The organism is Bacillus sp. GW823-FHT06A10 (assembly GCF_058795375.1).
On sequence record NZ_JBXAHT010000006.1, the window covers coordinates 57514 to 81212 of the forward strand.

Genomic DNA, 23699 nt, shown 5'->3' on the forward strand with positions numbered 1-23699 from the left:
TTTAACCCGAAATTTTTGGTGTTGATGCTAACAATGTTTTTGTATAAGAATGTTGTGGATTACGGAACACTTCGTCCGTATTTCCAAATTCAACAAGTTCTCCTTTATATAAGACAGCCACTTTTTCACATAAATAGTGAACCATCGGCAAATCATGTGCGATAAATAAATATGTATAGCCTTGTTCCTTTTGAATTTTTTGCAGCAGATGTACAATTTGAATTTGCAATGAAACATCTAATGCTGAAATTGGTTCATCAAGAATCAATACTTCTGGCTCACACAATAACGCTCTTGCAATAGCAATTCGTTGACGTTGTCCTCCGCTAAATTCGTGCGGATAGCGATCGATATATCGTCTATCTAATCCCACACGTTCTAGCGCATCACCTGCTACTTTATCCTTTAATCCTTTATCACCTAAACCGAATGAAATATAACCTTCCGTTACGCTATCGCGTACTTTCCAGCGCGGATTTAATGCTGCTGTGGAATCTTGAAAAATGAAATGTACTTTCTGTAAAAAATCTCGCCTATGAGCTGATTTCAGCTTGTGAACGACTTGACCGTTATAATCAATTTCACCAGACGTTGGACTCTCAATCCCTGCTATGAGCTTTCCAAGTGTTGTTTTTCCTGAACCACTTTCACCAATAATGCCAAGTGTTGTTCCTTTCGGAATAGAAAGTGATATGTCTTTTAACGCTGTGATTTCTTTACTTTTACTTCCATACGTTTTCGTTACTTGCTTTATAGTAATTAAATCTGTCGTCATGAGGCATTCACCTTCTCTTTTGATTTCGCTTTATTATGCTCTAGAACATGTTGCCAACAATGTGAACTATGCTCCTTAGAATATGTGGTTCTCTCTGGAAAACGATGAATACATTCTTTTATCGCTACTGGACAACGATTTACAAAAGGACAACCAAAGCTATTTAATGTTTCAATGGAAGGTGTCGTTCCTTCTATAGCACGTAATACCTTTTCGGAATCATCCATATTCGGAATTGCTTGTAATAAACTTTTCGTATATGGATGTTTAGGAGAACCTATTACCTCCTGTATCGTTCCTTTTTCAACGACACGTCCCCCATACATAACAACTACTCGATCAGCTACTTCACGTACAAGTGCCAAATCATGTGTAATTAATAAAATACTCGTATTTTGTTTTTCTTTTCTTTCTTTTAATAGCCCCATAATTTGTTTCTGAATCGTTACATCTAACGCTGTTGTCGGCTCGTCTGCAATTACAAGCTTTGGGTGACAAGCAAACGCAATTGCTAAACAAATACGCTGCCTCATACCTCCGCTTAATTGATGTGGGTACTGTTCAAAGCGTTTCTCTGCTTCATGTATCCCTAAATCTGTTAACAAGTTAATCGCAATTTCCTTTGCTTCTCTTTTCGATTTTTTCCCATGTTGCAAAACTACTTCTGTAATTTGTTTGCCTACCTTCATCGTTGGGTTTAAAGATGAAAGCGGATCTTGAAATATAAAGGAAATATCTTTTCCGCGAATTTGATTCCATTCTGACTCTTGTAAATTCGTTAATTCCTTTGCTTGGAAAGCTATATTCCCATCATCGATATGAATTGATTCTTGATTCAAGCCGATAATGGATTGTGCTGTGACACTTTTTCCTGAACCACTTTCTCCTACAAGTGCAACTATTTCACCTTCGTTAATAGAAAAGGAAACATGTTTCACAATCGCTTGCTTAATATTCTCTTTTTCAACGGCTAACGTTACGTTTTCTAAAGATAAGATTTGTGCCATGTTTTTTCTCCTTTCGATTCCGTTTGACAATTTTTGGATCAATCGCATCTTGCAAACCATCACCAATTGCATTAAATGCGAACATAATGAGTGCAATCATAATTGCCGGGAAAAATAGCTGCCACCATTCTCCGCTCAATAATGTCCCGAGTGCATCATTCGTCATCGTCCCCCAACTTGCCGCTGGTGATTGTACTCCAAGTCCTATAAAGCTTAAAAATGATTCTGAAAAAATAGCTGCTGGAATTGTAAATGATAAATTCACGATAATAACCCCTGTTAAATTCGGAATTAAATGCCCATATATAATTTTCATATGTGATGTACCTAATCGCTCTGCTGCAATAACAAACTCTCGTTGTTTTAAAGACAATACTTGTGCTCGAATGAGACGAGCCATTCCAATCCATCCCGTTAATGCAAGGGCGATAATAATGGTGAAAAGACCTGGTTTCATAACAATTAATAGCAAAATAACAATTAATAAATATGGGATGCCGTATAATACTTCAATTCCTCTTATAATCCACTCATCAATTAACGTTCCAAGGCGATTACGCCCTCTCACATATCCACTAAATCCACCAATCAGTACACCAAGTCCTATATCGAGGGCAGCTGCTACTAATCCAACTGTTAGTGAAATCTTCCCACCAGCCCAAGTACGTGCCCAAATATCTCTCCCTAGATCATCTGTTCCAAACCAATGTTCACTACTCGGCGGTAAATTTGTTGCCTCTTTTACTTGTTCACTCGCAGTAAATGAAGTTAAACTTTCGCCAATAAGCGAGAAAACAATAATTAGCAATAACGTCACTGTTCCTAAAACTGCGATTGGATTCGATATAAACTTACGAAACACTTCTTTCTTTCTGCTAATTGTTTGCTGATTTTTATTTATCGTTAATTCTTTTTTCTCTTCTTTCGTTAATAACTGTTCCTTAATCTCATAAGCTCCCATTTAAATATCCCCCCTCCTTATGTAATAGAACGAATACGCGGATCAACAATGCGATGAATAATATCTGTAATGAAAATACAAGCAATTAATAATGCACTATAGAAAATCGTTGTTCCCATAATCACCGGATAGTCTCGGTTAAAAATACTATCTACAAAATATTTTCCTAGGCCAGGAATTGAAAAGATTTTTTCAATAACGAAAGTCCCTGTTAAGAGTCCAGCCATTAACGGTCCAACAAATGTAAGTACTGGAACAATCGCATTTCGAAGAGCGTGTCTTATAATAATCTTCTTAATTGGTATACCTTTTGCTCTTGCTAGCTTAATATAATCACTCTGCAGTACTTCGATCATATTAGAACGAACAAACCTTGTAATAACTGCGATTGGCCCTAACGCTAATGCAAAGGATGGCAATACCGTATGTTCGAATGTTCCCCAAGAGGCTACTGGTAAAAACTCAAATTGGATAGCGAATACTTGTATAAATAGTGGCGCTAAAATAAAACTTGGAATAGAAATACCTAAAATTGCGAGCAAACTCACACTATAGTCAATTACTCTCCCATGATAGAGAGCAGCAAATGTCCCTGCCGCAATTCCTACTAACAATGAAATAACAAGTGCTTGTAGACCAATAATTGCTGATGGACCAAAGCCAGTTGTTATAATTTCTGATACACCTTGCCCGGTTGATTGAACAGATTCACCAAAATCAAAATGAACTACACCGTCTAAATAAGCAACATATTGATTCCATAACGGTTCATCAAGGTGATACTTCGCTCTCATGTTTTGGATCACTTCTTCAGGAAAGATTTTTGCATCTGATGAAAATGGATCTCCCGGAATAATATGCATAATTAGAAATGTCACTGTCGTAATAACCCATAGTGTGAACACCATAACCGATAATTTTTTAATTACATACACTTCAATAACCCCCTAAACACATGAATTTACTTTGTTTTATGAACGTACTTTTTCCATTACTCCCTTTTCTCTTTTTAGAATACAAAAAGCCTTGATCTTAAAAAATAAGATCAAGGCTTAACAAACAAAGGCCCATCACTTATCTTTCAAGACTTGCTTGCTGGAATTAGCACGGTGTTCCTATTACAGAACCCGCTGCTGAGGTGTCATAGGGCCAGTCCCTCTACCTCTCTGGATAAGTAAATTGCTATATTATTATTTGGTTCAAATTGTATATTTCGAATTATAATTCTGAAAAATTGAAAAGTCAATCAGATTGGATAAATTTAGAAAAATCAGTTTTTAATTCATTTATCGAAATTACAGTTTTCGGCTTATAATAAAAAGAAATGATGTTAAAGGGGTTATAAGATGGACCCCTTACTTCTTGCTACTATAGGATTAACCTTAACAATCGTTATACTTGTCATCATCGGCTCCTATAAACTCTTTATTAAAAAGAAACGTATTACTTCTTTTTATACTCCTTTCGATAATATTACCGGGCAAACTATTTCCGAATTTCACGAAGAACAGAAAATATTAGTATCTGAGGATGAAGACGGAGATGGCAAGAAGAAAAAATAACCCTGCACAGGCAAGGTTATTTTTTCGTTTCTGCTTGAAAACGTTTATAGTATGTCGATGCTGTTGCAAAATTAATTTCTATATCACGAATCAACGATGAATCTTCTTCTTTAGCTAACTTCTGTAATTTTTTCATCGCTTGTTCTGATTCATTCAAGAAACCAATATATACCTCATGTTCTTGCTCTTTCGACTTCGGAACACGAATTTCTTTACGTATATGATCAATATCTTCTAACATGCTCGTTGTTACCTTTTGCACGTCTTCTTTATATGTAGCATTCGTTATTTCCTTACCGCCCTTTTCTTTTGCCACTTCAAATAACTGCAGTGCTTTATTAATTTCTTTATTCATTTTTATATCGTATTTTTCATGTACTGCAAGGTATTCTTTCATCTCTTCTGTTTGTTCAGTAGATTGCTCTACCTTTTCTTTCGGTTCTTTCGTATCTTTATTTCCATTACATCCTGCTAGAAGGATCATACTTCCCATTACAGCAATACCCAAAACCTTCTTCATCTCTTCTTCTCCTTTTATCTACAGCTATTACTCATTATAGTTTCTTTTATCTCCACTTGTTATTATACCGAGAACGCCCTACTTTTTACACTTAAGACGACATCGTAATATATATACCAACATGTTTGTCACAGTATCGTCACTTTATACAAATAACTTTTGCAATGCTTTACTACATCACCTTACAAAACTGTAAGCACACATAAAGAACAAACCATGCTAGACTTACATATGCATAACGCAAACATATGTAAGGTTTTAAGGAGAATCATCTATGTACAACACAATGCCTTTTATGGGAGAAGATATTCGTGTCCTTATTCGCGAAAAATCACTTCATATCGAAAATACAGAGAGCCTTCGCCGCGTATTAAAGAAGAAGCATGCTCCATTTAAGTTAGCTCAATATTTAAAACAACAACATACAAATCAATTTCATACCGCGCTAAATATATCGGATAAATCATTAACAATCGAAATCATCGGTCATGTCTACATTGGAAACTTTGCAGATACCTTAAAGGAAATCCCACGTATACCGAAGATTGCTCCTATTATCGTTAAAAAAGCGTATAAAATTACTGACCATACCGATATTATCGACTGTGGGGAAAAAGAAGTCGATAGTAATCGCTGGGTGTGGGATAAACTTGCTGTTTTATATGATACGATCATGAATAATATGTATGAGATATTTCAAAGAAATGAAAAAAAGAACTGATTCAAACATTCCCTTTGAATCAGTTCTTTTTTGTTAAGCCTCTAAATTTTGTCTTTGTTGCAGTTCAAACTGCTTCTCACTTCTTCTGGCCATAAATAGATAACATAATACTGCTCCTACTTCACAAAGCGCAATAACAACACCCATCGGTAACGCTGTATTACTCCCACCAATACCTACTAGCGGAGCGACAAGCGCTCCTGAAATGAACTGTAATAAGCCTAATAAAGCTGACGCTGTTCCTGCAGCTTGCTTCTGATTTCTCATCGCTAATGAGAACCCAGTTGTTGATACAACCCCGACACTTGATACAACAAGGAATAACGAACATAAAACACCGATTAAACCTATTCCTAGTACGATTGTCAGTAGTAAAGATAGGCCACCAACAGCTGCGATAATAATACCAGCAACAAATAATGTCTTCTCATTCACTTTCCCCGCTAAACGACCCGTTACCTGACTAGCAATAATAATACCGATGCCGTTAATCGCAAAGAATAAACTAAATTGCTGTGGTGATGCTCCGTATATGTTCTGCAACACAAATGGTGAGCCCGAAATGTATGCAAACATTGCCGCTGTTACTAATCCTTGTGACAATGCATATCCCATAAACAGACGGTCCTTTAACAATTTTCCGTACGTCGCCAAAGTCCCTGACAAACCACCCGTTTCTCTTTCTTCAGGAGGTAATGTTTCACGCAATACAAAAGTAGCTGAGATTAACATGAATACGCTAATTGCTCCAAGAACGATGAAAACACCGCGCCACGTTGTAAACTGTAATAATTGCCCCCCAATAATCGGTGCCAAAATAGGTGCTGCTCCGTTTACTAACATAAGCAGTGAGAAAAACTTCGTCATTTCAGAACCTGAGTACATATCACGTACCATTGCACGTGATATAACAATCCCGGCTGATCCTGAAGCTCCTTGTAGGAAGCGCAATAATACTAATGTCCAAATAGATGGCGCAATAGCACAAAGTAAAGAAGAAGCAACATAAATAATAAGAGCAATAATAAGTGGTTTGCGTCTTCCGTAAATATCGCTAATTGAGCCAACAAATAATTGCCCTACTGACAGCCCAAGCAAACAAGCTGTTAATGTAAGCTGCGCTAGGGATGCACCTGTTTGCAAATCATCCGTTAACTTCGGTAATGAAGGCAAATACATATCAATAGATAATGGCCCAATCGCCGTAAGTGTTCCTAATACAAGAATCATCCATAACCTGTTTGCCTTTACAGGTTTATATATTTCGTGATTAACTTCATTCACTTTTTCAATTCACCCTTTCCTATACACACTGAATCGTAACAATTATAGTTACATCATAAACATACGTCAAGTACAGCGCATTTTCCTCTTTCATAATGTAAAAAAAGCGATAGAAATTCTATCGCTTTACTTTTTCACATTGCTATTCGCAAATTTAGATACCGAGGCCATCGTCTCTCCTGTATCTAAATATGTAATTTGAATTGGGTCTCCTACTTCTGTAAACATAGCATACGGGAATTTCTTCACTGGTATCATAAATACCTTTTGTTCATTCTCTAAAAGTACGTACACGATTGTATTTTCACCTGATTTCTCTTTATATACACGTTGTACAATACCTTCTTTTTGCGCTTCTTTTCCTGTTGAGGTTGGTCTAAAGGTATCACCATTACCGCTCATTACATTTTTATAATTCTCAAGCGCTTCTTTCTGCGTCGAACCTGTCGCAAATATTTTTGCATTAGCAGCATATACAACTGTATGTGCACGTACTAGGCCTCCGTCATCAACAACCGGAATAATCCAAGCTGGTTTTCCGTATACGTTATAAATGACAGGCATTGTCCCATGCCATTTCTCTCTCTTAAAGGAATTATCCACTACTTCTGTAGCTGCTGAACCATCCATAATTCCCTTTACTTCTTTGCCGTTATAGTAATATAACTTACCTGTACGCGCATCAATAAGCGAGTAACCTAACGCAGAATCTACTCCTTCTTTCGGAGAGGTGAAATCAGTAAAGTAATATAACGTTCCATCCTTACCAAAGATTGGTGTAACTCCTTCTTTCGTTCCCCACTCAGTCGGAATCTTCATATCAGTTTGCGAGAATTTCGTATTCCAAAATCCGTGAATATATTTACCAAAGTACGTATTTAACGTAGATGCAGTCTCATGATTTAATACACCATCAACAAATTTAGGTGCCTTTCCTTTATCATACCTTTTCACTTCACCTGTTTGTGCGTCTACTACGACAACACCTTCTACCTCAAATCCAGATCTTCCTGAAATAAATTCACCATACGTCATTGTATAATATGGTTTCCCTTTATCATCAACCTCAAATTTAGGTTTCCCTTTAAAGATTAAATTTGGTTCTGCTTGCCTTACCACACGTTCTAAATTATTACCAAAAAACATGCTCGGTACATATTTCATTTTATAACCGAGGTGTAATTTCGCTTCCGCATCAGGATTCGTACCTGACATCGTTACATACCCTGGAATTGTCTCAGCTTTACGCGCTTTAAAAAATCCTGAAACTTCAATCGGCGCTACATATAAAGCTTCGCCGTTTACCATTTGTGGCGTTAATTCTCCTAGCTCAAAATAAGCTACTTTCGGAATATCACCAAATACTTTTTTCATCTTATTCTCCGCTGTCTTTGGCGGCACTGTAAACGGCTGGTCATTTTCAGTAAATGGCTCTGAAATATCTTTCTCTATCTTAACAACAGAATCATATTTCTTTTGCGAGATTACTATATCGTGCAAATAACCAAAGTAGCCGTAACTTGCGAGTAAAATAAACATTAGAAGTCCTTTTAATGTACCTTCTAATTTCCCTATTTGATCTTGTGAAAATAAAACAAGCCCAATTAAAATTGCTACTGCAACAGAATAATGAGTAAGAATCGAATCTACTCGATCATCAATTAGCCAAAAGTATTCATAGATTGCAATACCTATCCAAAATAAAACAGGAATAACTAAAATAGATGATTTCTTACCCTTTACAACCTTCTTATCTCCCTTCTTATCCACTGCTCGAAGCTTACTACTACTTCTTGTCCATGGAATCAAAAACAAAGTAAGAATAGCTAAAACTACAAATTTCATCAAAGGCACTGTCCCCTTTTCTTTTGTATTCCCTTTTAGTATAACAAATAAAGGGTATTAAGGTGAAAATAGGAATAGTTATATTTTTTTACTACTTAATACAATCCCGCTCACTACATATAGAATAGATGCAATATAAAAAATTGTACCGATCGTAAAGAAATCTACTAAATATCCCGTGGCAATAACCGCTACTGCTCCGCCAATGGATGTCCACACATGGTATTTTCCAATCTCATAACCAGCCTTTTCCTGCGCAACCTTTCGTGCTAATGAAGTCTTCTCAGTATTACGCTGCACAGCACCTAAAACTCCCATTACAATTTGAAGAATATACACATGCCATACTTCCGTGGCAATCGGAAAGCAAAGCATTAAGATTGCCATGGACCAAGCGTATATGATTAATAATTTTTTATCACCTACTTGATCAGATACCTTTCCCACTAGTGGATATACAAGTGCTGATGTTAAAGCAAATAAGCCATACGCCCAGCCAAATTGCGAGAAGCTATTTCCAACGTTTCGAAGTAATAATATATAAAAAGGAAATACCATACTTCCTGCCATCATGATAATACTTTGCGAAGCCACAAATCTTCTATATGTCATTTCGTATACTCCCTATAAAATAAATTAACAAATCTCTCTTCTGAATCTACTTCCTTCTTTTTCTTGAGAAATTCTTCAATACGAGGATATGCCCTTTTTAACTGCTCTTTCGTTGGATAAGAATAGTACGGCAAATAGTAACTACCGTTATGCTTTAAAGTAACATCAATCATCTTCCGAATGACATCCTCTGTTTTCTTTATCTCACTCTCTGAGCGTCCCTGGTTAATCAAAAGAACCAGCGCAAACATATCATCTTTCGCATAGGACAAAACTGCATTTTCATTCTTTTCCACGTAACGAATCGTAATGTTGAGTAAATTAAACTCTTCTTCATTTAATGCTTTACGTAAATCATCTATATACTCCGCGAAAGCATCTATAGGCACAAAGTATTCTTGTAACACTTCGGTCCTATTTGGATTTTCATATTCCATAAAAGCACTATCTGATCTCATAACATTATTACGCGTCTCATACTTTCCATCTGTACGTTCAAAATAACCTCTTTGTATATCCCAAAATGTATTCTTTCCCCAATCACTATAACGTGATAACCCAAGTAAAAATTTAGGTGCAGCTATAATATTTTCTTCCTTTAATTCACTGTACTCTTCTCTCATATTTTGATTTTGTGCCAAAGTATAATCCGTCACATACATCTCTTTTAAAAATGAATTTGGAGCAACAGAAATACGCGCTAAGTGCATACGAACATTCTCATCTCTTTTCACTTTCTCTTTGAAATAAGATGCGTATTCTTTATAATCTATCATTCTCGTGTGCATTTCATATAATTCATCATCTGTTAACTTCAGCGTCACATCTAAAATAACTCCAAATAAACCGTAACCCCCAATGACATATGGAAATAACTCTGCATTTTCTTCTCTACTTACATTACGTACCGTGCCATCTGCCATTAACAATCTAAATGAATCTACTGTATCAATTAGTGCCTCATGACGAATATCACGCCCATGTACATTTACACTTAATGAACCACCAACAGTAAAAATATTTTGAGACTGCATGACCTGTACCGCAAGGCCATATGGATTTATTTTCTTCTGAATATCATTCCACGTGACACCACTTTGAACTGTAATACGCTTCTTCTCTGGATCGAATTCTAATATTTTATTATATCCTTTCATATCGAGCATCGTGCCATTCGGATAATATGTCTGTCCTCCTTGGCTATGTTGCATGCCTGCAATGGAAATTTTCTCTCCTGAAACTTTTGCATCTCGCACTAATTTTATTAACGAGTGCTCTTCCGTAGCACTTTCAACACGTTTTATTTTTGTCGGAAGCAATTTACCTACATCACTCATAATAGGATGATCAATTTGTTTTTTATACGTATGTACAGACGTTGCAAGCAAAACCGTATATGCGACAATGACCACTACTATCTTTCTTTTTTTCAAAGGACACTCTCCTTATTAGCAACAAAAAGAGATACCCGTTCTTTCAGGTACCTCTCTTGACAGTGATTACTTTGCTGCTGGCAATTGTATTGGATCAAATTTATCATACGATGTAAACTTCGCATCCGTAATAATGTGCGCTTTATCCTCACCATTGCTACTCATAACCATATCTATCTTTGCTGATTCATATTTAAAATCTTTTGTAATAATATATTCTCCATCTATTTCTTCTATCTTTGCATTTTGGCCTTGTAGCATTTGTTTCTGCTTTTCATCCATACTAGCTAACATACTCTCTGTCTCTTGCCCTTTTAATGCAAACTTCAGCTTATAATTATCTCCACTTTTCTCCATCTTCACTTTATTTAAAATTTCCGATGGAATCTCTAAATTATCTACCATTCCTTGAGTCGCATTCATTCCGTTAGCATTTAATTGTTCCTCTGGTACAGACATCACTTCACCCGTATTAGGATTTTTCAACTGACCAGCAATTTTGCCACCCACATCATAAACAACAACCTCTGTACCAGAAACATTCATTTCAGAACGAGAATTTTTTTGCTTCGGCTCTAATTGCATTTTGGCCTTTATTACATTCATCTCTGTTCCTTCAGCCTTTATTCCCACATCATATGTCATCGTTACATTTTCTTCGTTTTTAAAAGCTTCATTCGCTTTATTGAAAACATCCTTCGCTGTTAATTCCTTTTCTTTCTGCACAGCTTCTTTTTTCGGCTCATCAGTCTTTTTTGTTTTCTCATTACTACACCCTACTCCTAGACCGACTGCAAGTACTAAACTTGAAATTAAAATAAATTTTTTCATAACGTCCCCTCCTTCCCAAAAATAATATCATCTCTTTTCCTATGAAATCTATATAATTCGTAATATTCTTCTTTAAATTTATTTCCTATATAGCAACATGTTTGAGAAAAAGTTTAAATATGATGTAAATAATAACAACTCATTTCAGGAGGTCATTATGAAAGCTATTATTTGCACAAAGTATGGACCACCTAATGTTCTCCAGCTTCAAAATATAGAAAAGCCTAAACCTAAGAAAAATGAAGTATTAGTTAAAATTCACGCAACAAGTGTATCGACTGGAGATTGTAGAATACGTGGCTTTAATAGCCCCCTCTTATTTTGGATTCCTATGCGGATCATATTAGGTTTCAGAAAACCGAGAAAACCTATATTTGGCGTAGAGTTATCCGGTGAAATCGAAGACATTGGATCAGATGTAACACAATTTAAAAAAGGAGATCCAGTTTTTGCATTAACAGAACTAAACCTTGGTGGTTATGCGGAATACACATGCGTGCATGAAAGTGGATTAATAGCATTAAAACCTACCAATGTGACATATGAAGAAGCTGCCGTTATTCCTTTTGGCGGAACTTCAGCATTGCACTTCCTTAGAAAAGGACAGATAAAAAAAGGGCAACGAGTACTTATATACGGCGCCTCTGGGTCAGTAGGGACAGCTGCCGTACAGCTTGCTAAATACTTCGGGGCGACTGTCACAGCCATTTGTAGTAGTTCGAATTTCGATTTAGTAACAGCTTTAGGGGCAGACAACGTAATTGATTATATGAAAGAAGATTTTACTAAGCGGGGCGATCACTACGATATTATATTTGACGCAGTTGGAAAATATAATAAGTCTCTTTGTACAGATGCATTAATGCCTAATGGAAAATATGTATCTGTGAACGGAATGATGGCAAAGGTCAGTAAAGAAGATATGAACCTACTAAAACAACTAGCTGAAACAGAAAAGCTAAAACCTGTTATTGATAGAACTTACCGATTAGAAGAAGTTGTAGAAGCCCATACGTATGTAGAAATGGGCCATAAGAAAGGAAATGTTTCGATTACCTTAAAATAAAATATATTCTGAAAATACCATTGACAATTCTTTTTGTACGATTTACTATTAGTACCATATTCAAAACTACATACACATACTCTTATCAAGAGTGGCGGAGGGACTGGCCCGATGATGCCCGGCAACCGAGCTTATGAAGTATAAGCTAAGGTGCTAATTCCTGCAAAACGAGTTTTCGTTTTGGAAGATAAGAGAGGAATCTATTTCGTCTATTCGGCACCTCTCTTATTTTTGGGAGGTGCTTTTTATTTTGGAACGTATATGAAGGGGGATTTATAGATGAAAAAGGTATTATTAAGCATTGTAAGCGGAGCAGTATTATTATTAGGCGCATGTAGCGCGAGTTCAGATAAAGAGGTAAAAGCATTAGACGAGAAAAAGATTACTGTCGGTGTAACAGGTGGACCACATGAACAAATTTTTGAAAAGGTAAAAGAAGTTGCAGCAAAAGATGGTCTGGAAATTGACATAAAAGTATTTAATGATTATGTAGCGCCAAACGTATCTTTAGATGAAAAAAGCCTTGATGTAAATAGCTACCAAACAAAATCGTATTTAGATGTATTTAAAGCTGAACGCAATATGAAATTAGCTGAAGTATTTTCAACAGTAACATTCCCTATGGGCGTATATTCTAAAGATATAAAAGATGTAAAAGACTTAAAAGAGGGCGATGCAATTGCTGTACCCAATGACCCAACGAATGAACTGCGAGCTTTAAAATTATTTGAAAAAGCAGGGGTTTTAAAAGTTGATCCAAAGGCTACAGAAAAAGCGACTGCAAAGGATGTAATTGAAAACCCGAAAAATTTAAAGATTGTTGAATTAGAGGCATCTCAATTACCAACACAACTAAGTGAAGTGAAAGCAGCCGCAATCAATACAAACTTTGCATTAGGGGCAAAATTAAGTCCGGCGAAAGATTCTATTTTCCGCGAAGGAAAAGATTCACCATATGTGAACTGGGTCGTTGTTCGTAATGAAAATAAAGATGATGCCGTTGTAAATAAATTAAAGAAAGCTTATCAATCTAAAGGAGTAAAAGAGTTTATCGAGAAAAAATTTGATGGTTCAGTTTTACCATCTTGGTAGGAGCTGACGATAATGATTGAATTAAAAAACATATCCAAAGTATTTTCAACAAAAAAAGGGACTGTTGAGGCTCTTAAGCCTACTTCCCTTAAAGTAGAAAAAGGCGAGGTATTTGGAATCATTGGGTATAGCGGCGCTGGTAAAAGCACATTGATTCGATGTGTAAATTTATTAGAAAAACCAACGACAGGAAATATCATTGTAAACGAACAAGACTTAACAACGTTATCGACAAAAGAACTAGCAAAAGCGAGACAAAAAATCGGAATGATCTTTCAAGGATTCAATTTACTTAAAACTGTTAGCATCTATGAAAATATTGCATTACCTTTACGCCTTGCTGGTATTCCAAAAGTGGAAATTAAAAAAAGGGTAGAAAAATATTTACGCATTGTCGATCTTTTCAATCGAAAAGATGCTTATCCAAGTGAACTTTCTGGCGGTCAAAAACAGCGCGTTGCAATTGCACGTGCACTATCACATGAGCCTGAAGTGTTATTAAGTGACGAAGCAACGAGCGCTTTAGATCCAGAAACAACTGATTCTATTCTTGATTTGTTATTAAAGATTAACGAAGAAATTGGAATTACGATTTTACTCATTACACACGAAATGAACGTTATCCAACGTATATGCGACCGCGTTGCCGTTATGGAACATGGATCTGTAGTCGAAAGCGGGACTGTGAAAGATATTTTCACAAACCCACAACATGTAACAACGAAGAAATTTGTAAATAGCGCCTTTGCAGCTAAAATTCCAGAAGAGGTACAGAAAGAACTACAGAATACTGGAGAAATTGTAACACTTTCATTTATTGGCACTACTTCAGGTGAACCTGCCTTAGCTGTTGCCACAAAACGTTTCCAAGTGTATCCGAATATTTTATCCGGTAATATTACGCAGTTAAAACATGAAGCATATGGGAAATTAGTCGTTCATATGCAAGGAGAACAAAATGAAATCCACCGTGCTTTATCATTTTTACAAGAGCAAGGAATCATTGTAGAAGGAGGCAGAACAGATTATGGGAAACAAGTCCTTTTTGGATGAATGGGGTAAAGTCATATGGGAAGCCACAATTCAAACCTTTCAAATGACATCTATTTCATTACTCATCTCAATCCTTATTGCACTGCCACTTGGCGTCACACTTGTTTTAACGAGACCTGGTGGGCAGCGTGAAAATAAAATCATCTATCCTATTCTTAATACAGTTATTAATATCATTCGCTCTCTTCCATTTATCATTCTATTATTCTTCATCTTACCTTTTACAAAGTTTCTAATGGGAACATCCATTGGCGTGCAAGGTGTTATCGTACCACTTGTCGTCTTCACAGCTCCCTATATCGCACGTTTAATGGAGACAGCTTTACTAGAAGTAGATCGCGGTGTCATTGAGGCCTATCAAGCGATGGGAGTCTCTACTATAAAAATCATTTGGCACGTCATGGTTAAAGAAGCTCGTCCCTCCCTTGTACTTGGATTAACAATTGCAACGATTGGCTTAATCGGCGCAACAGCAATGGCTGGTCTTGTAGGTGCTGGCGGGCTAGGGGACTTAGCATATCGCTTCGGACATTTACGCTATGAACCTGAAGTAATGTATGCAACCGTCTTTATTCTAATTATCCTCGTTCAAGGATTACAGTCTTTAGGTAATGGGGTTGCACGAAGACTGAAGAAAGATTAAAAAAGAAGGTATCTCACCAGGGTGAGATACCTTCTTTTTATCTTTTAAATCCGCCTTCTGAATGAATAACTTGCCCCGTAATCCACTCAGCTTCTTCACTTACTAAAAATTTAATGAGTCTAGCTGCATCTTTTGGCTCACCAATTCTGCCAAAAGGAAACATCGGCTTTAACCCTTGTTTTATCTCTTCAGTCATCCATCCTGTATCGGTTGGTCCTGGATTAATTGCATTCACTGTTATTCCTAATGGAGCTACTTCTGCTGACAACGTACTAGTAAGAGCATCAATAGCTCCCTTCGTTGTCGCATAAACTAGTTCTCCTGCCATAGGACCTTGAAATTGCCCCGAAGTCATATTAACAATTCTACCACCAGATTTCTTATCAAATCCTCGGGCAAATTGACTACTGAGCAATGTAGTCGCACGAATATTAACCATATAATGCTTATCTAATTCTTCAGCAGTCAACGTAGAGAAATCATTATTCGTAGAATATGCTGCATTATTGATTAATATATGAGGGTACCCTAATTGTTCAGTAACTTTATTTAAAAGCTCTTTCGGTGCATCATTCCGAGTTAAATCTAACTCCATGCTCAATACTCTAACACCTTTTTGTAATAGCTCTTCTTTTAATTGTATTTGTTCATTTTTATCAACGCCCCAAGGCATCTCTTTATCATAATCCGTCCAATACGTAAAAAATATATCGTATCCTGCCTCAGCTAATTCTTTACAAATCGCTGCTCCTATACCGTCTAGACGACTTACGCCTGTAACAACTGCTACTTTATTTTTTAATTGGTTCATCATATACTCCTCCAAGTTTAAAGGACGCATATTTTATATAAGAGATATAAATTTCCCCACCTAGACCTCTGTCCTTACAAAAGGGATGTACAAGCCAACTATGCAGTCCTTGCATGATTTACAAATAGCTAAATAAACCCTCACTTATGAGAGAAAAATTCATCTATCCAATTTCTAATCATTACAAGTTCATCCACATATCGAGTCCTTGTCTCCTTTCCATATATCTCTGTTTCTATCATACCAATATGATGTACTATTTCAAATGATAAAAAAATAAAAACCAATATTCCATTCCAAACTTCTATCGAATTTATTATATTATAATATAATAAATAATGAAAATAATCAGAAAAATACTGGCAAATATTGACTAACCTTCTTATAATAAAACGTGGGGCTAATGTGAGAATTTAGTTTTAAACAAATAGGGGGAAGAAATATGTCAAAAAAATTACTTTCTTTATTTTCTGCAGTAATCGTAGCAGCTTTTGTAATAACCGGCTGTGGTCAAAGCGATACGACAAATAAAGAACAAAAAGAGAATGCAACAAAAGAAAGCAAAACGGAAAAAACAGATACAACGAAAGAAAGTAAACCTACTGAAAAAAAATCCGAAGATAAAAAAACTGAAGATAAAAAGCCTGAAAATACAGCTACTGGATCAAGCGACTACTCTAAGCTGATTTCCTATATGGAAAAAGAAACAGGTGGTAAAACAAAAGTTCTTTTTGAAAATAAAGAACCACAAGTCTATAAAGCTGAAGATGTTTCAGTATCAATGAATAGTTACACATTAGTTGAATTAAATGGATTCCATACAAACTTCGATATTCCGTTTAATCGTCAAACAGAAGGCGGAGTTATTCTTGTGAACTACAGCGTAAAAAATAGTTCAGCTAAAGATATTTATTATATGCCAGCATTGGACATGTCATTTACTGGCGCGCAGAAAGCATATAGTAACTATAAAGATTTAATTCCAAAAGAAGATCAGCTCCCAACTAAACTTGCTCCAACGAATGATTACTTAGTAAAAGCAGGAGAAACTATTTCTGGTTATATCGCTTATCCATTCGGAAAAGATGATCTAGCGAAAATTTCAAGTCTCTCAACAGTCTCAGTCACAGTCCCAACTGCACAAGCTAATAAAGGAAAATTTGATGCTCCAATCGGAAATCCTGGAAGCTTTTCATTAAGTTTAAACAAACAGGGTGCTGAAAAAGTTGCAACAGATAATACTTTCTACCAAGATAAAGCTACAGCTAATAACATGGGCGATAAAAAAATGTTAAAAGAGAAATCAAGTATTAATAACAATCAAGAATTAGGCGCTGTTAATGTTACATTAGACGGATACCAATTCACTCAATTCACACCAAATTCCGTCGAAGCTCCACGCTTTGCAAATTTTAAAAACGGTCTTGTTCTGTTAACAGTAAAATTCAAGCTTGATAACAAAGATGCTCAAGACGTTTCACTGTCTCCTATAAGCTCTACATTGAGAGTGAATGATGGTACACAATATACGATTAATGAAGGTATGCTATTAAATTATGACTATAATGCTTCAGTCAAAACAGGAACATCTGGAGAGTTACTACAAGTATATATTTTAGATCAAGAGCAGTATGAAAAGATTTGGAAAGACAAAAGCTTTGAGATTGAGTTAGGACCTATGAGAAATAAAGAAGCTAAAGATATTTCACAAGGTAAAAAAGCTAAATTTACATTACCTAAATAAATTAATAAATATATAATAGAAAAGGCATATAACATATGATTGTTATATGCCTTTTTCATTTTATAAAAACACCATTTTTGTTCACACTTTATCCATTGTGAATTTTTTCACAATGGATATATAATAAACATGTAAATAGAATATTGGAGGGATTTCAATGGTTATCAATTTTTTAAGAACTGATAAACGTGCTGCTTTCATATTATTATTTTTACGATTTTACATAGGATATGCATGGCTCGCTGCTGGGATAGGTAAAGTTTTCGGACAATCTTTTGATGCAAGTGGTTTTCTAAAGGGCGCTATCGCTCAAGCATCAGGTGACCATCCTGCAGTACAAAGTTGGTGGGCAGATTTTCTTCAAAATTTTGTTCTTCCAAACGCAGACCTATTTAGCTTTTTAGTTCAATGGGGAGAAATTTTAGTAGGTCTAGGTTTAATTTTAGGCGGATTAACAAAAACAGCTGCATTTTTCGGAATCATAATGAATCTTTCATTTTTATTAAGCGGAACTGTTAGTGTAAACCCAAATCTGCTTATTTTAACTATGTTCATTTTAGTTGCAGGGCAAAACGCTGGACGTATTGGATTAGATGACTATGTTTTCCCTAAACTTTTCCGTAAAAATAACCACGGAACATATAAATTAAGTAAAACTGCGTAGTAACAGTTTACTTTTAAAATATAAATAAGAAAAAGAGCCTGAGTATAGGCTCTTTTTCTTATTTATCCTAATTTAAACTTTTAACGAGCCACGAAAACCTCTGGCAGCATAGTAAGAGTCTGCTCCATTGTGGTACACGAAAACATGTCCGAAGCGATAATCGCAAAATAGAGCACCACCGAGTTCTCGAATATCTGAAGGTGTTTGTACCCAACTTGATGATTTCATGTCAAAATCCCCAAGTTGTTGCAATTCCCGATATTGTTCTTCCGTTAATAGTTCAATGCCCATAGCATTTGCAACATCAATAACATTATTTTCTGGTTTATGTTTTTTTCTTGATTCTAACGCTTCAAGATCATAACAAAGACTTCTGCGGCCTTTAGGACTCTCCTTTGAACAATCATAGAAAGTATATTCGTCCTTTTCTTCATCATAACCGACAACATCCGGCTCACCGCCAGTTACTTCCATTTCGTTAAGTGACCATAATTTTTCAGCATTAGCTTCTATCTTAGCTTCAACCTTAGCCCATTCAAGACCTTCATGGCGGTTCATATTTTTCTCAAAACGAGCTTGCAATACTTTCAATAACTCTTGACGTTTTTCTACTAGTAAGTCATTTTTATTTCCTGTCATATTAGTCCTCCCTGATGTGTGTACAGATATTAGTTTAAGTATATATTTTATAATAAATCATCTCAAGATGAAGACCGTTTCAGCCTTATGTCTTGTACAAACATCCATTATAAAGTTCTAAAACCCTCCATACTTTCTCCAAGAATATAGTGTGAAAACCACATCAAATTCTGCTTCATAATAGCTACATTCATTCCCGGCTGATTAGGACTATATGCCATTCCTTTAAATATAATTAATTCTGTATCCACTTCCATATCCATTAATCCTTGATATAGATCATATGCATTTGTAATTGGAATTCTTGCATCCTTTTCTCCATGCTGAATTAAGGTAGGCGTACAAGCTGATTCAATATACGTCATAGGTGATGTCTTCGTATATATCTCTGGATCATTCCATGGAGTATTTCCTAAATACATTCTAATAAAGTAAGGTATATCTGTATTTACATAATGGGTACTCCAGTTAGTGATTCCACCGCCAACTGAAATAGCTTTAAATCGACTACTAAATGTAGAACAGAAAGCTGATACATATCCACCGTTGCTCCATCCCATAACTCCTACTCTATCCTTGTCTACCATCCCTTTTTCTACTAGTTCATCCACTCCAGATATAACATCATCGTAGTCAGCAATCCCCTGTTTTCTATAGTTAGCTTTTAAAAATTCATTACCATAACCTGAACTTCCTCTGTAATTTGGTTCTAAAACGATAAAGCCTTTTTCAATAAACTGTTCAATCGGATATTTCTCATTGAAGCAGTCTGAAAATATCGGAAAAGACGCCCAAGCCGGACCGCCGTGAATTACTACTAATAAAGGATATTTTTTATTAGTATCAAACTCTACTGGCGTTGATAAAACACCTTCTATTTCAAGACTATCGCTACTTTTCCATGAGATGATTTCCCTGTTACTTCTAAGTTTCCCTTTGAAAAAGCTATTTTCATCCGTTATTTTTTTATCGTCTAAATAGATTTCAAAGGTTTCATTTGTTATTGCCTTATTGTAGGATATATATTTTCCATCCTTTGTTATAGAAGCATCCATTATAAAGCCATCTACTTTTTCGCTTAATATTTCCACAGTTCCATCTTCAGCTAGCAACCCAATAAGATAATTCGTTTTATTCTGCCATCTAATTAAAATCCCTTTAGCTGTCCACTGTAATGGCATAACCGTACTATCAAAATCTGTTAAAGGTTGAATTAGCTCTCCATTATGAATATCATATATCTCTAACGTACTATCTTGTATATAGTTTCTATAGTAATCTCTCTCTCTTATGCTTGCTGAGTAACAAATTTTGCTGCCCTCTGGAGAAAAGCAAACACTCCCTCCCAACAATTTATCCACATTCAGCTTTTGTAGCTCTCCAGGTTTAATATGGAGTATGTATAGATCTCCATTTATATAATCTGCCATATTTGAGCTTGGTGTCGCCATAAATACAACCTTTTTACCATCATTTGAAATATCAAATTCATGGATATGAAAATCCTTACCATCAGTTAATCGATAAACAACTCTGTTCTCATGTTCATCTGTATCACTTTGTATCACCTTTTCTATTTCAATGTAATATAAACAATTATTCTGGTGTTCCTTACTTACATGATCGAAATCTCCATATAATTCCTTACGTTTCTTTATTTCCTCACATTCTTTTGACTGTGCAACATAATAAAAACCTTTGCCAGCAGGATCCCATTTGAATGTACTAATTCCTTCCTTCTCATCAGTAATTTGAACCTCGCTATAACCATCTAGCGACTTAACAAATATCTGATTTTTCCCATCACCAACTGGACTAAGATATGCGATACACTTAGCATCTGGAGACCATAATGGGTGTGTACTATCTATATCCCCATTTGATAATGGGTAACTCTGCTTCTTATCTTTTTCATATATCCATACATGATTCCTATATGTATTGTCTTTCCAATCAGCCGTCTTCTTTACAAATGCTACGTTTTTACCATCATCACTTATGTTTGTACTTGATAAGGTTGGTAATGAAATAATCTCTTCTATACTTAGATATGTTTTTTTAATCGTTTTCATCAATATCCCCCCTGAAATGTCCATAAATCTCTCGTCTCTTTTTGTCGTAATAAAAGAAATTGTTCATGAATACTTAAAATAATAATGGAAAATTCAGATAAATAAAAGTGAATTCGATAAAGTAAAACTTTAATCTATAGGGTTCTATCCACTTACCAATTCTAGATGTTATTTTTCGACACAAAAACACCCCTTTAGATAAAATATCTAAAGGGGTGCAAATTTGTAAATTTATTTTAAAGCTACAACTATATTTATTAACCTACCAATCTCCTACTCAACAGTAACAGACTTAGCTAAGTTACGTGGCTTATCAACGTCACACTCGCGGTGAAGTGCTGCGTAGTATGAAATAAGTTGTAATGGAATAACTGCTACTAGCGGTGCTAGTGCTTCGTGTACAGCTGGTAATACGAAGCTGTCTCCTTCCATTTCTAAGCCTTTCATTGAGATGATACATGGGTTAGCTCCGCGTGCTACTACCTCTTTCACGTTGCCGCGAATTCCAAGGTTTACGTGCTCTTGTGTAGCAAGTGCGATAACTGGTGTACCATTTTCGATTAAAGCGATTGTACCGTGTTTTAACTCTCCTCCAGCGAATCCTTCTGCTTGGATGTAAGAGATTTCTTTTAGTTTTAACGCACCTTCTAATCCTACGTAGAAGTCTACGCTACGTCCGATGAAGAAACAGTTACGCGTTGTCGCTAAAAATTGTTTTGCTAATGCGTCCATTTCTTCTTTTTGATCACAAAGTTCTATCATTGCATTTGCTACAAGTCCTAGTTCGTGTGTTAAATCGAAATCAAGAACTTCACCTTTTGCTTTAGCAATATCAGCTGCTAAAATTGAAAGTACTGCAAGCTGTGCTGTGTAAGCTTTCGTTGATGCAACTGCAATTTCTGGTCCAGCATATAACGGAAGTGTATAATCAGCTTCACGAGAAAGAGTAGAACCAGGCACGTTTGTAATTGTTAATGCTTTATGACCCATTTCATTTGTTTGTACAAGTACTGCACGGCTATCAGCAGTTTCACCACTTTGTGAAATGTAAATGAAGAATGGTCTTTCTGTTAATAATGGCATGTTGTAAGAGAATTCACTTGCTACATGCACTTCAACTGGCATTTTTGCAAACTTCTCGATAAATTGTTTTCCAACAAGACCTGCATGATAGCTCGTTCCACATGCAATGATGTAAATACGATCGCTATCTAAAATCGCATTGCGAATGTCTTGATTTAATTCAATCTCGCCATTTTCATCTTGATACTTTTGAATTATATTACGGATTACAAGTGGTTGCTCATCGATTTCTTTAAGCATGAAATGAGGGTATGTTCCTTTTTCAATATCACTTGCATCTAATTCCGCTGTAAACGGTGCACGTTCAATCGTTTCACCTTGTAAGTTTTTAATTGTAATACTTTCTTTCGTTACGATTACGATTTCTTTATCCATTAACTCAATAAATTGATCTGTAACTTGTAACATCGCCATAGCGTCGCTCGCCACAACATTAAAGTTGTCACCAACACCTACTAATAGCGGGCTTTTGTTTTTAGCAACATAAATCATGTTTGGATTTTCAGCATCAAGTAATCCGATTGCATAAGAGCCATGTAAAAGAGATAGCGTATTACGGAACGCTTCTTCTACACTTAATCCTATGCTCACTTGTTGTTCCATAAGCTGTACGATAATCTCTGTATCTGTTTCACTTACGAACGTTACATCTTGTAAATATTCCTTTTTCACTAATTCATAGTTTTCAATTACACCGTTATGAACTAGTGTAAAGCGTTTTGATGTACTTTGATGCGGATGCGCGTTTACTTTACTTGGAACACCGTGTGTAGCCCAGCGTGTGTGTCCGATACCTACGCTTGCTGCTACATTCTCATCTACGATTTCACGAAGTTTTGCGATACGGCCTTTTTCTTTGTATACAACAACACCGTTCTCTGCTTGTACTGCAATACCTGCTGAATCATATCCACGATATTCTAGCTTTTCTAAACCTTTTAATAAAATTTCCTTTGCATCTTGCTCTCCAATAAATCCTACGATTCCACACATGTTTAGTCGCCGTTACAAATGCTTACACTGCTCTGCGAACATGTAACGACATAGTCCGATACCATTTTTATTTATACTAAAAAAACGGATTACATATTGCTAGCCCTGTAAGCTTGTAACGGCTTTCACCTTCCTCTCGATTGGGTTTAAGTCCGTATATACTTATACAGCTAGTTTTCATCCGTTCCTCTTCTCTCATCACACTTTCACCTTTGTCCACTAAGTCACCTTAATGATTTAAGTAAAAGTTTGCGGTTGTGATGAACAACCGGGAGTCATCCGCCGAAA

The 23699-nt window shown here is 35.9% G+C and carries 22 protein-coding genes, 1 pseudogene and 2 riboswitches; of the genes and pseudogenes, 8 read left to right on the top strand and 15 right to left on the bottom strand.

From position 1 onward, the window contains the following. Position 1: 1 nt before the first annotated feature. From AC1Q8M_RS26265 to AC1Q8M_RS26280, 4 genes are read right to left on the bottom strand one after another with little or no spacing between them, the layout of a single operon-like run. Positions 2-775 carry an ABC transporter ATP-binding protein gene (locus tag AC1Q8M_RS26265; RefSeq protein WP_098365678.1) on the bottom strand — a complete coding sequence of 258 codons (774 nt, stop codon included), beginning with the start codon at positions 773-775 and terminating at the stop codon, positions 2-4. After that, positions 772-1782, bottom strand: coding sequence for an ABC transporter ATP-binding protein (locus AC1Q8M_RS26270; RefSeq protein ID WP_000057269.1), 1011 nt, complete (start codon positions 1780-1782; stop codon positions 772-774). The genes AC1Q8M_RS26265 and AC1Q8M_RS26270 overlap by 4 nt, the downstream gene beginning before the upstream one ends. After that, entirely contained in the window at positions 1739-2743 is a 1005-nt protein-coding gene (locus AC1Q8M_RS26275) for an ABC transporter permease (protein WP_098855451.1), read from the bottom strand. The genes AC1Q8M_RS26270 and AC1Q8M_RS26275 overlap by 44 nt, the downstream gene beginning before the upstream one ends. Before the next feature lie 17 nt (positions 2744-2760). Further along, positions 2761-3678: an ABC transporter permease gene (locus AC1Q8M_RS26280; protein ID WP_000289326.1), complete on the bottom strand. Its 918-nt coding sequence runs from the start codon at positions 3676-3678 to the stop codon at positions 2761-2763. 136 nt (positions 3679-3814) lie between these two features. Further along, a riboswitch (SAM riboswitch) is annotated at positions 3815-3920 on the bottom strand. Between the two features lie 169 nt (positions 3921-4089). On the opposite strand from AC1Q8M_RS26280, the gene AC1Q8M_RS26285 reads away from it, so the two are divergent. After that, on the top strand, positions 4090-4305 hold the full coding sequence (locus AC1Q8M_RS26285) for a DUF3951 domain-containing protein (RefSeq protein WP_016513345.1): 216 nt from the start codon (positions 4090-4092) through the stop codon (positions 4303-4305). 16 nt (positions 4306-4321) lie between these two features. Here the strand turns inward: AC1Q8M_RS26285 and AC1Q8M_RS26290 are convergent, their stop codons facing one another. After that, positions 4322-4825, bottom strand: coding sequence for a hypothetical protein (locus AC1Q8M_RS26290; RefSeq protein WP_000756522.1), 504 nt, complete (start codon positions 4823-4825; stop codon positions 4322-4324). A gap of 274 nt (positions 4826-5099) precedes the next feature. Here AC1Q8M_RS26290 and AC1Q8M_RS26295 point away from each other — a divergent pair, with 274 nt between their 5' ends. Beyond that, positions 5100-5546: a hypothetical protein gene (locus AC1Q8M_RS26295; protein ID WP_000282865.1), complete on the top strand. Its 447-nt coding sequence runs from the start codon at positions 5100-5102 to the stop codon at positions 5544-5546. Between the two features lie 33 nt (positions 5547-5579). Here the strand turns inward: AC1Q8M_RS26295 and AC1Q8M_RS26300 are convergent, their stop codons facing one another. The 5 genes from AC1Q8M_RS26300 to AC1Q8M_RS26320 form a co-directional block, all read right to left on the bottom strand. Then, positions 5580-6839 carry a multidrug effflux MFS transporter gene (locus AC1Q8M_RS26300; RefSeq protein WP_229190176.1) on the bottom strand — a complete coding sequence of 420 codons (1260 nt, stop codon included), beginning with the start codon at positions 6837-6839 and terminating at the stop codon, positions 5580-5582. A 117-nt stretch (positions 6840-6956) separates the two neighbouring features. Next, the gene (locus AC1Q8M_RS26305; RefSeq protein ID WP_000674039.1) at positions 6957-8675 is read right to left on the bottom strand and encodes a DUF3981 domain-containing protein; all 1719 of its coding nucleotides are present in this window, start codon (positions 8673-8675) and stop codon (positions 6957-6959) included. Positions 8676-8753: 78 nt separating this feature from the next. Then, positions 8754-9287, bottom strand: a complete 534-nt coding sequence (locus tag AC1Q8M_RS26310; protein ID WP_000222367.1) for an MFS transporter — start codon at positions 9285-9287, stop codon at positions 8754-8756. Next, positions 9284-10720 carry an FAD-binding oxidoreductase gene (locus AC1Q8M_RS26315; RefSeq protein WP_140158982.1) on the bottom strand — a complete coding sequence of 479 codons (1437 nt, stop codon included), beginning with the start codon at positions 10718-10720 and terminating at the stop codon, positions 9284-9286. Before AC1Q8M_RS26315 ends, AC1Q8M_RS26310 begins: the two co-directional genes overlap by 4 nt. Before the next feature lie 66 nt (positions 10721-10786). Then, positions 10787-11551, bottom strand: coding sequence for a DUF6612 family protein (locus AC1Q8M_RS26320; RefSeq protein WP_000713524.1), 765 nt, complete (start codon positions 11549-11551; stop codon positions 10787-10789). A 157-nt stretch (positions 11552-11708) separates the two neighbouring features. On the opposite strand from AC1Q8M_RS26320, the gene AC1Q8M_RS26325 reads away from it, so the two are divergent. From AC1Q8M_RS26325 to AC1Q8M_RS26340, 4 genes are all read left to right on the top strand, one after another. Further along, positions 11709-12617 carry an NAD(P)-dependent alcohol dehydrogenase gene (locus tag AC1Q8M_RS26325; protein WP_098855448.1) on the top strand — a complete coding sequence of 303 codons (909 nt, stop codon included), beginning with the start codon at positions 11709-11711 and terminating at the stop codon, positions 12615-12617. Positions 12618-12696: 79 nt separating this feature from the next. Next, positions 12697-12811, top strand: a riboswitch (SAM riboswitch). Positions 12812-12896: 85 nt separating this feature from the next. Continuing rightward, positions 12897-13709, top strand: a complete 813-nt coding sequence (locus AC1Q8M_RS26330) for a MetQ/NlpA family ABC transporter substrate-binding protein (RefSeq protein ID WP_098855447.1) — start codon at positions 12897-12899, stop codon at positions 13707-13709. 12 nt (positions 13710-13721) lie between these two features. Further along, on the top strand, positions 13722-14762 hold the full coding sequence (locus tag AC1Q8M_RS26335) for a methionine ABC transporter ATP-binding protein (RefSeq protein WP_000571302.1): 1041 nt from the start codon (positions 13722-13724) through the stop codon (positions 14760-14762). After that, positions 14737-15405: a methionine ABC transporter permease gene (locus AC1Q8M_RS26340; protein WP_000527153.1), complete on the top strand. Its 669-nt coding sequence runs from the start codon at positions 14737-14739 to the stop codon at positions 15403-15405. Before AC1Q8M_RS26335 ends, AC1Q8M_RS26340 begins: the two co-directional genes overlap by 26 nt. Positions 15406-15442: 37 nt before the next feature. Here AC1Q8M_RS26340 and AC1Q8M_RS26345 read toward each other — a convergent pair whose 3' ends face one another. Beyond that, entirely contained in the window at positions 15443-16219 is a 777-nt protein-coding gene (locus AC1Q8M_RS26345; protein WP_141532533.1) for an SDR family oxidoreductase, read from the bottom strand. A 439-nt stretch (positions 16220-16658) separates the two neighbouring features. On the opposite strand from AC1Q8M_RS26345, the gene AC1Q8M_RS26350 reads away from it, so the two are divergent. Continuing rightward, the gene (locus AC1Q8M_RS26350; RefSeq protein ID WP_000038602.1) at positions 16659-17960 is read left to right on the top strand and encodes a DUF5068 domain-containing protein; all 1302 of its coding nucleotides are present in this window, start codon (positions 16659-16661) and stop codon (positions 17958-17960) included. 157 nt (positions 17961-18117) lie between these two features. Beyond that, positions 18118-18624, top strand: coding sequence for a DoxX family membrane protein (locus tag AC1Q8M_RS26355; protein WP_061660795.1), 507 nt, complete (start codon positions 18118-18120; stop codon positions 18622-18624). 72 nt (positions 18625-18696) lie between these two features. Here AC1Q8M_RS26355 and AC1Q8M_RS26360 read toward each other — a convergent pair whose 3' ends face one another. The 4 genes and pseudogenes from AC1Q8M_RS26360 to AC1Q8M_RS26375 all read right to left on the bottom strand — a co-directional run bounded on the left by AC1Q8M_RS26360 (position 18697) and on the right by AC1Q8M_RS26375 (position 23610). Then, complete coding sequence (locus AC1Q8M_RS26360; protein WP_000147403.1) at positions 18697-19263, bottom strand: DUF4256 domain-containing protein; 567 nt, start codon at positions 19261-19263, stop codon at positions 18697-18699. A gap of 107 nt (positions 19264-19370) precedes the next feature. Then, positions 19371-21335 carry a S9 family peptidase gene (locus AC1Q8M_RS26365; RefSeq protein ID WP_141484276.1) on the bottom strand — a complete coding sequence of 655 codons (1965 nt, stop codon included), beginning with the start codon at positions 21333-21335 and terminating at the stop codon, positions 19371-19373. 273 nt (positions 21336-21608) lie between these two features. Further along, entirely contained in the window at positions 21609-23411 is a 1803-nt protein-coding gene (gene glmS, locus AC1Q8M_RS26370; protein ID WP_098361482.1) for a glutamine--fructose-6-phosphate transaminase (isomerizing), read from the bottom strand. Between the two features lie 12 nt (positions 23412-23423). Further along, positions 23424-23610, bottom strand: a pseudogene (locus AC1Q8M_RS26375) (hypothetical protein). Positions 23611-23699 lie beyond the last annotated feature (89 nt).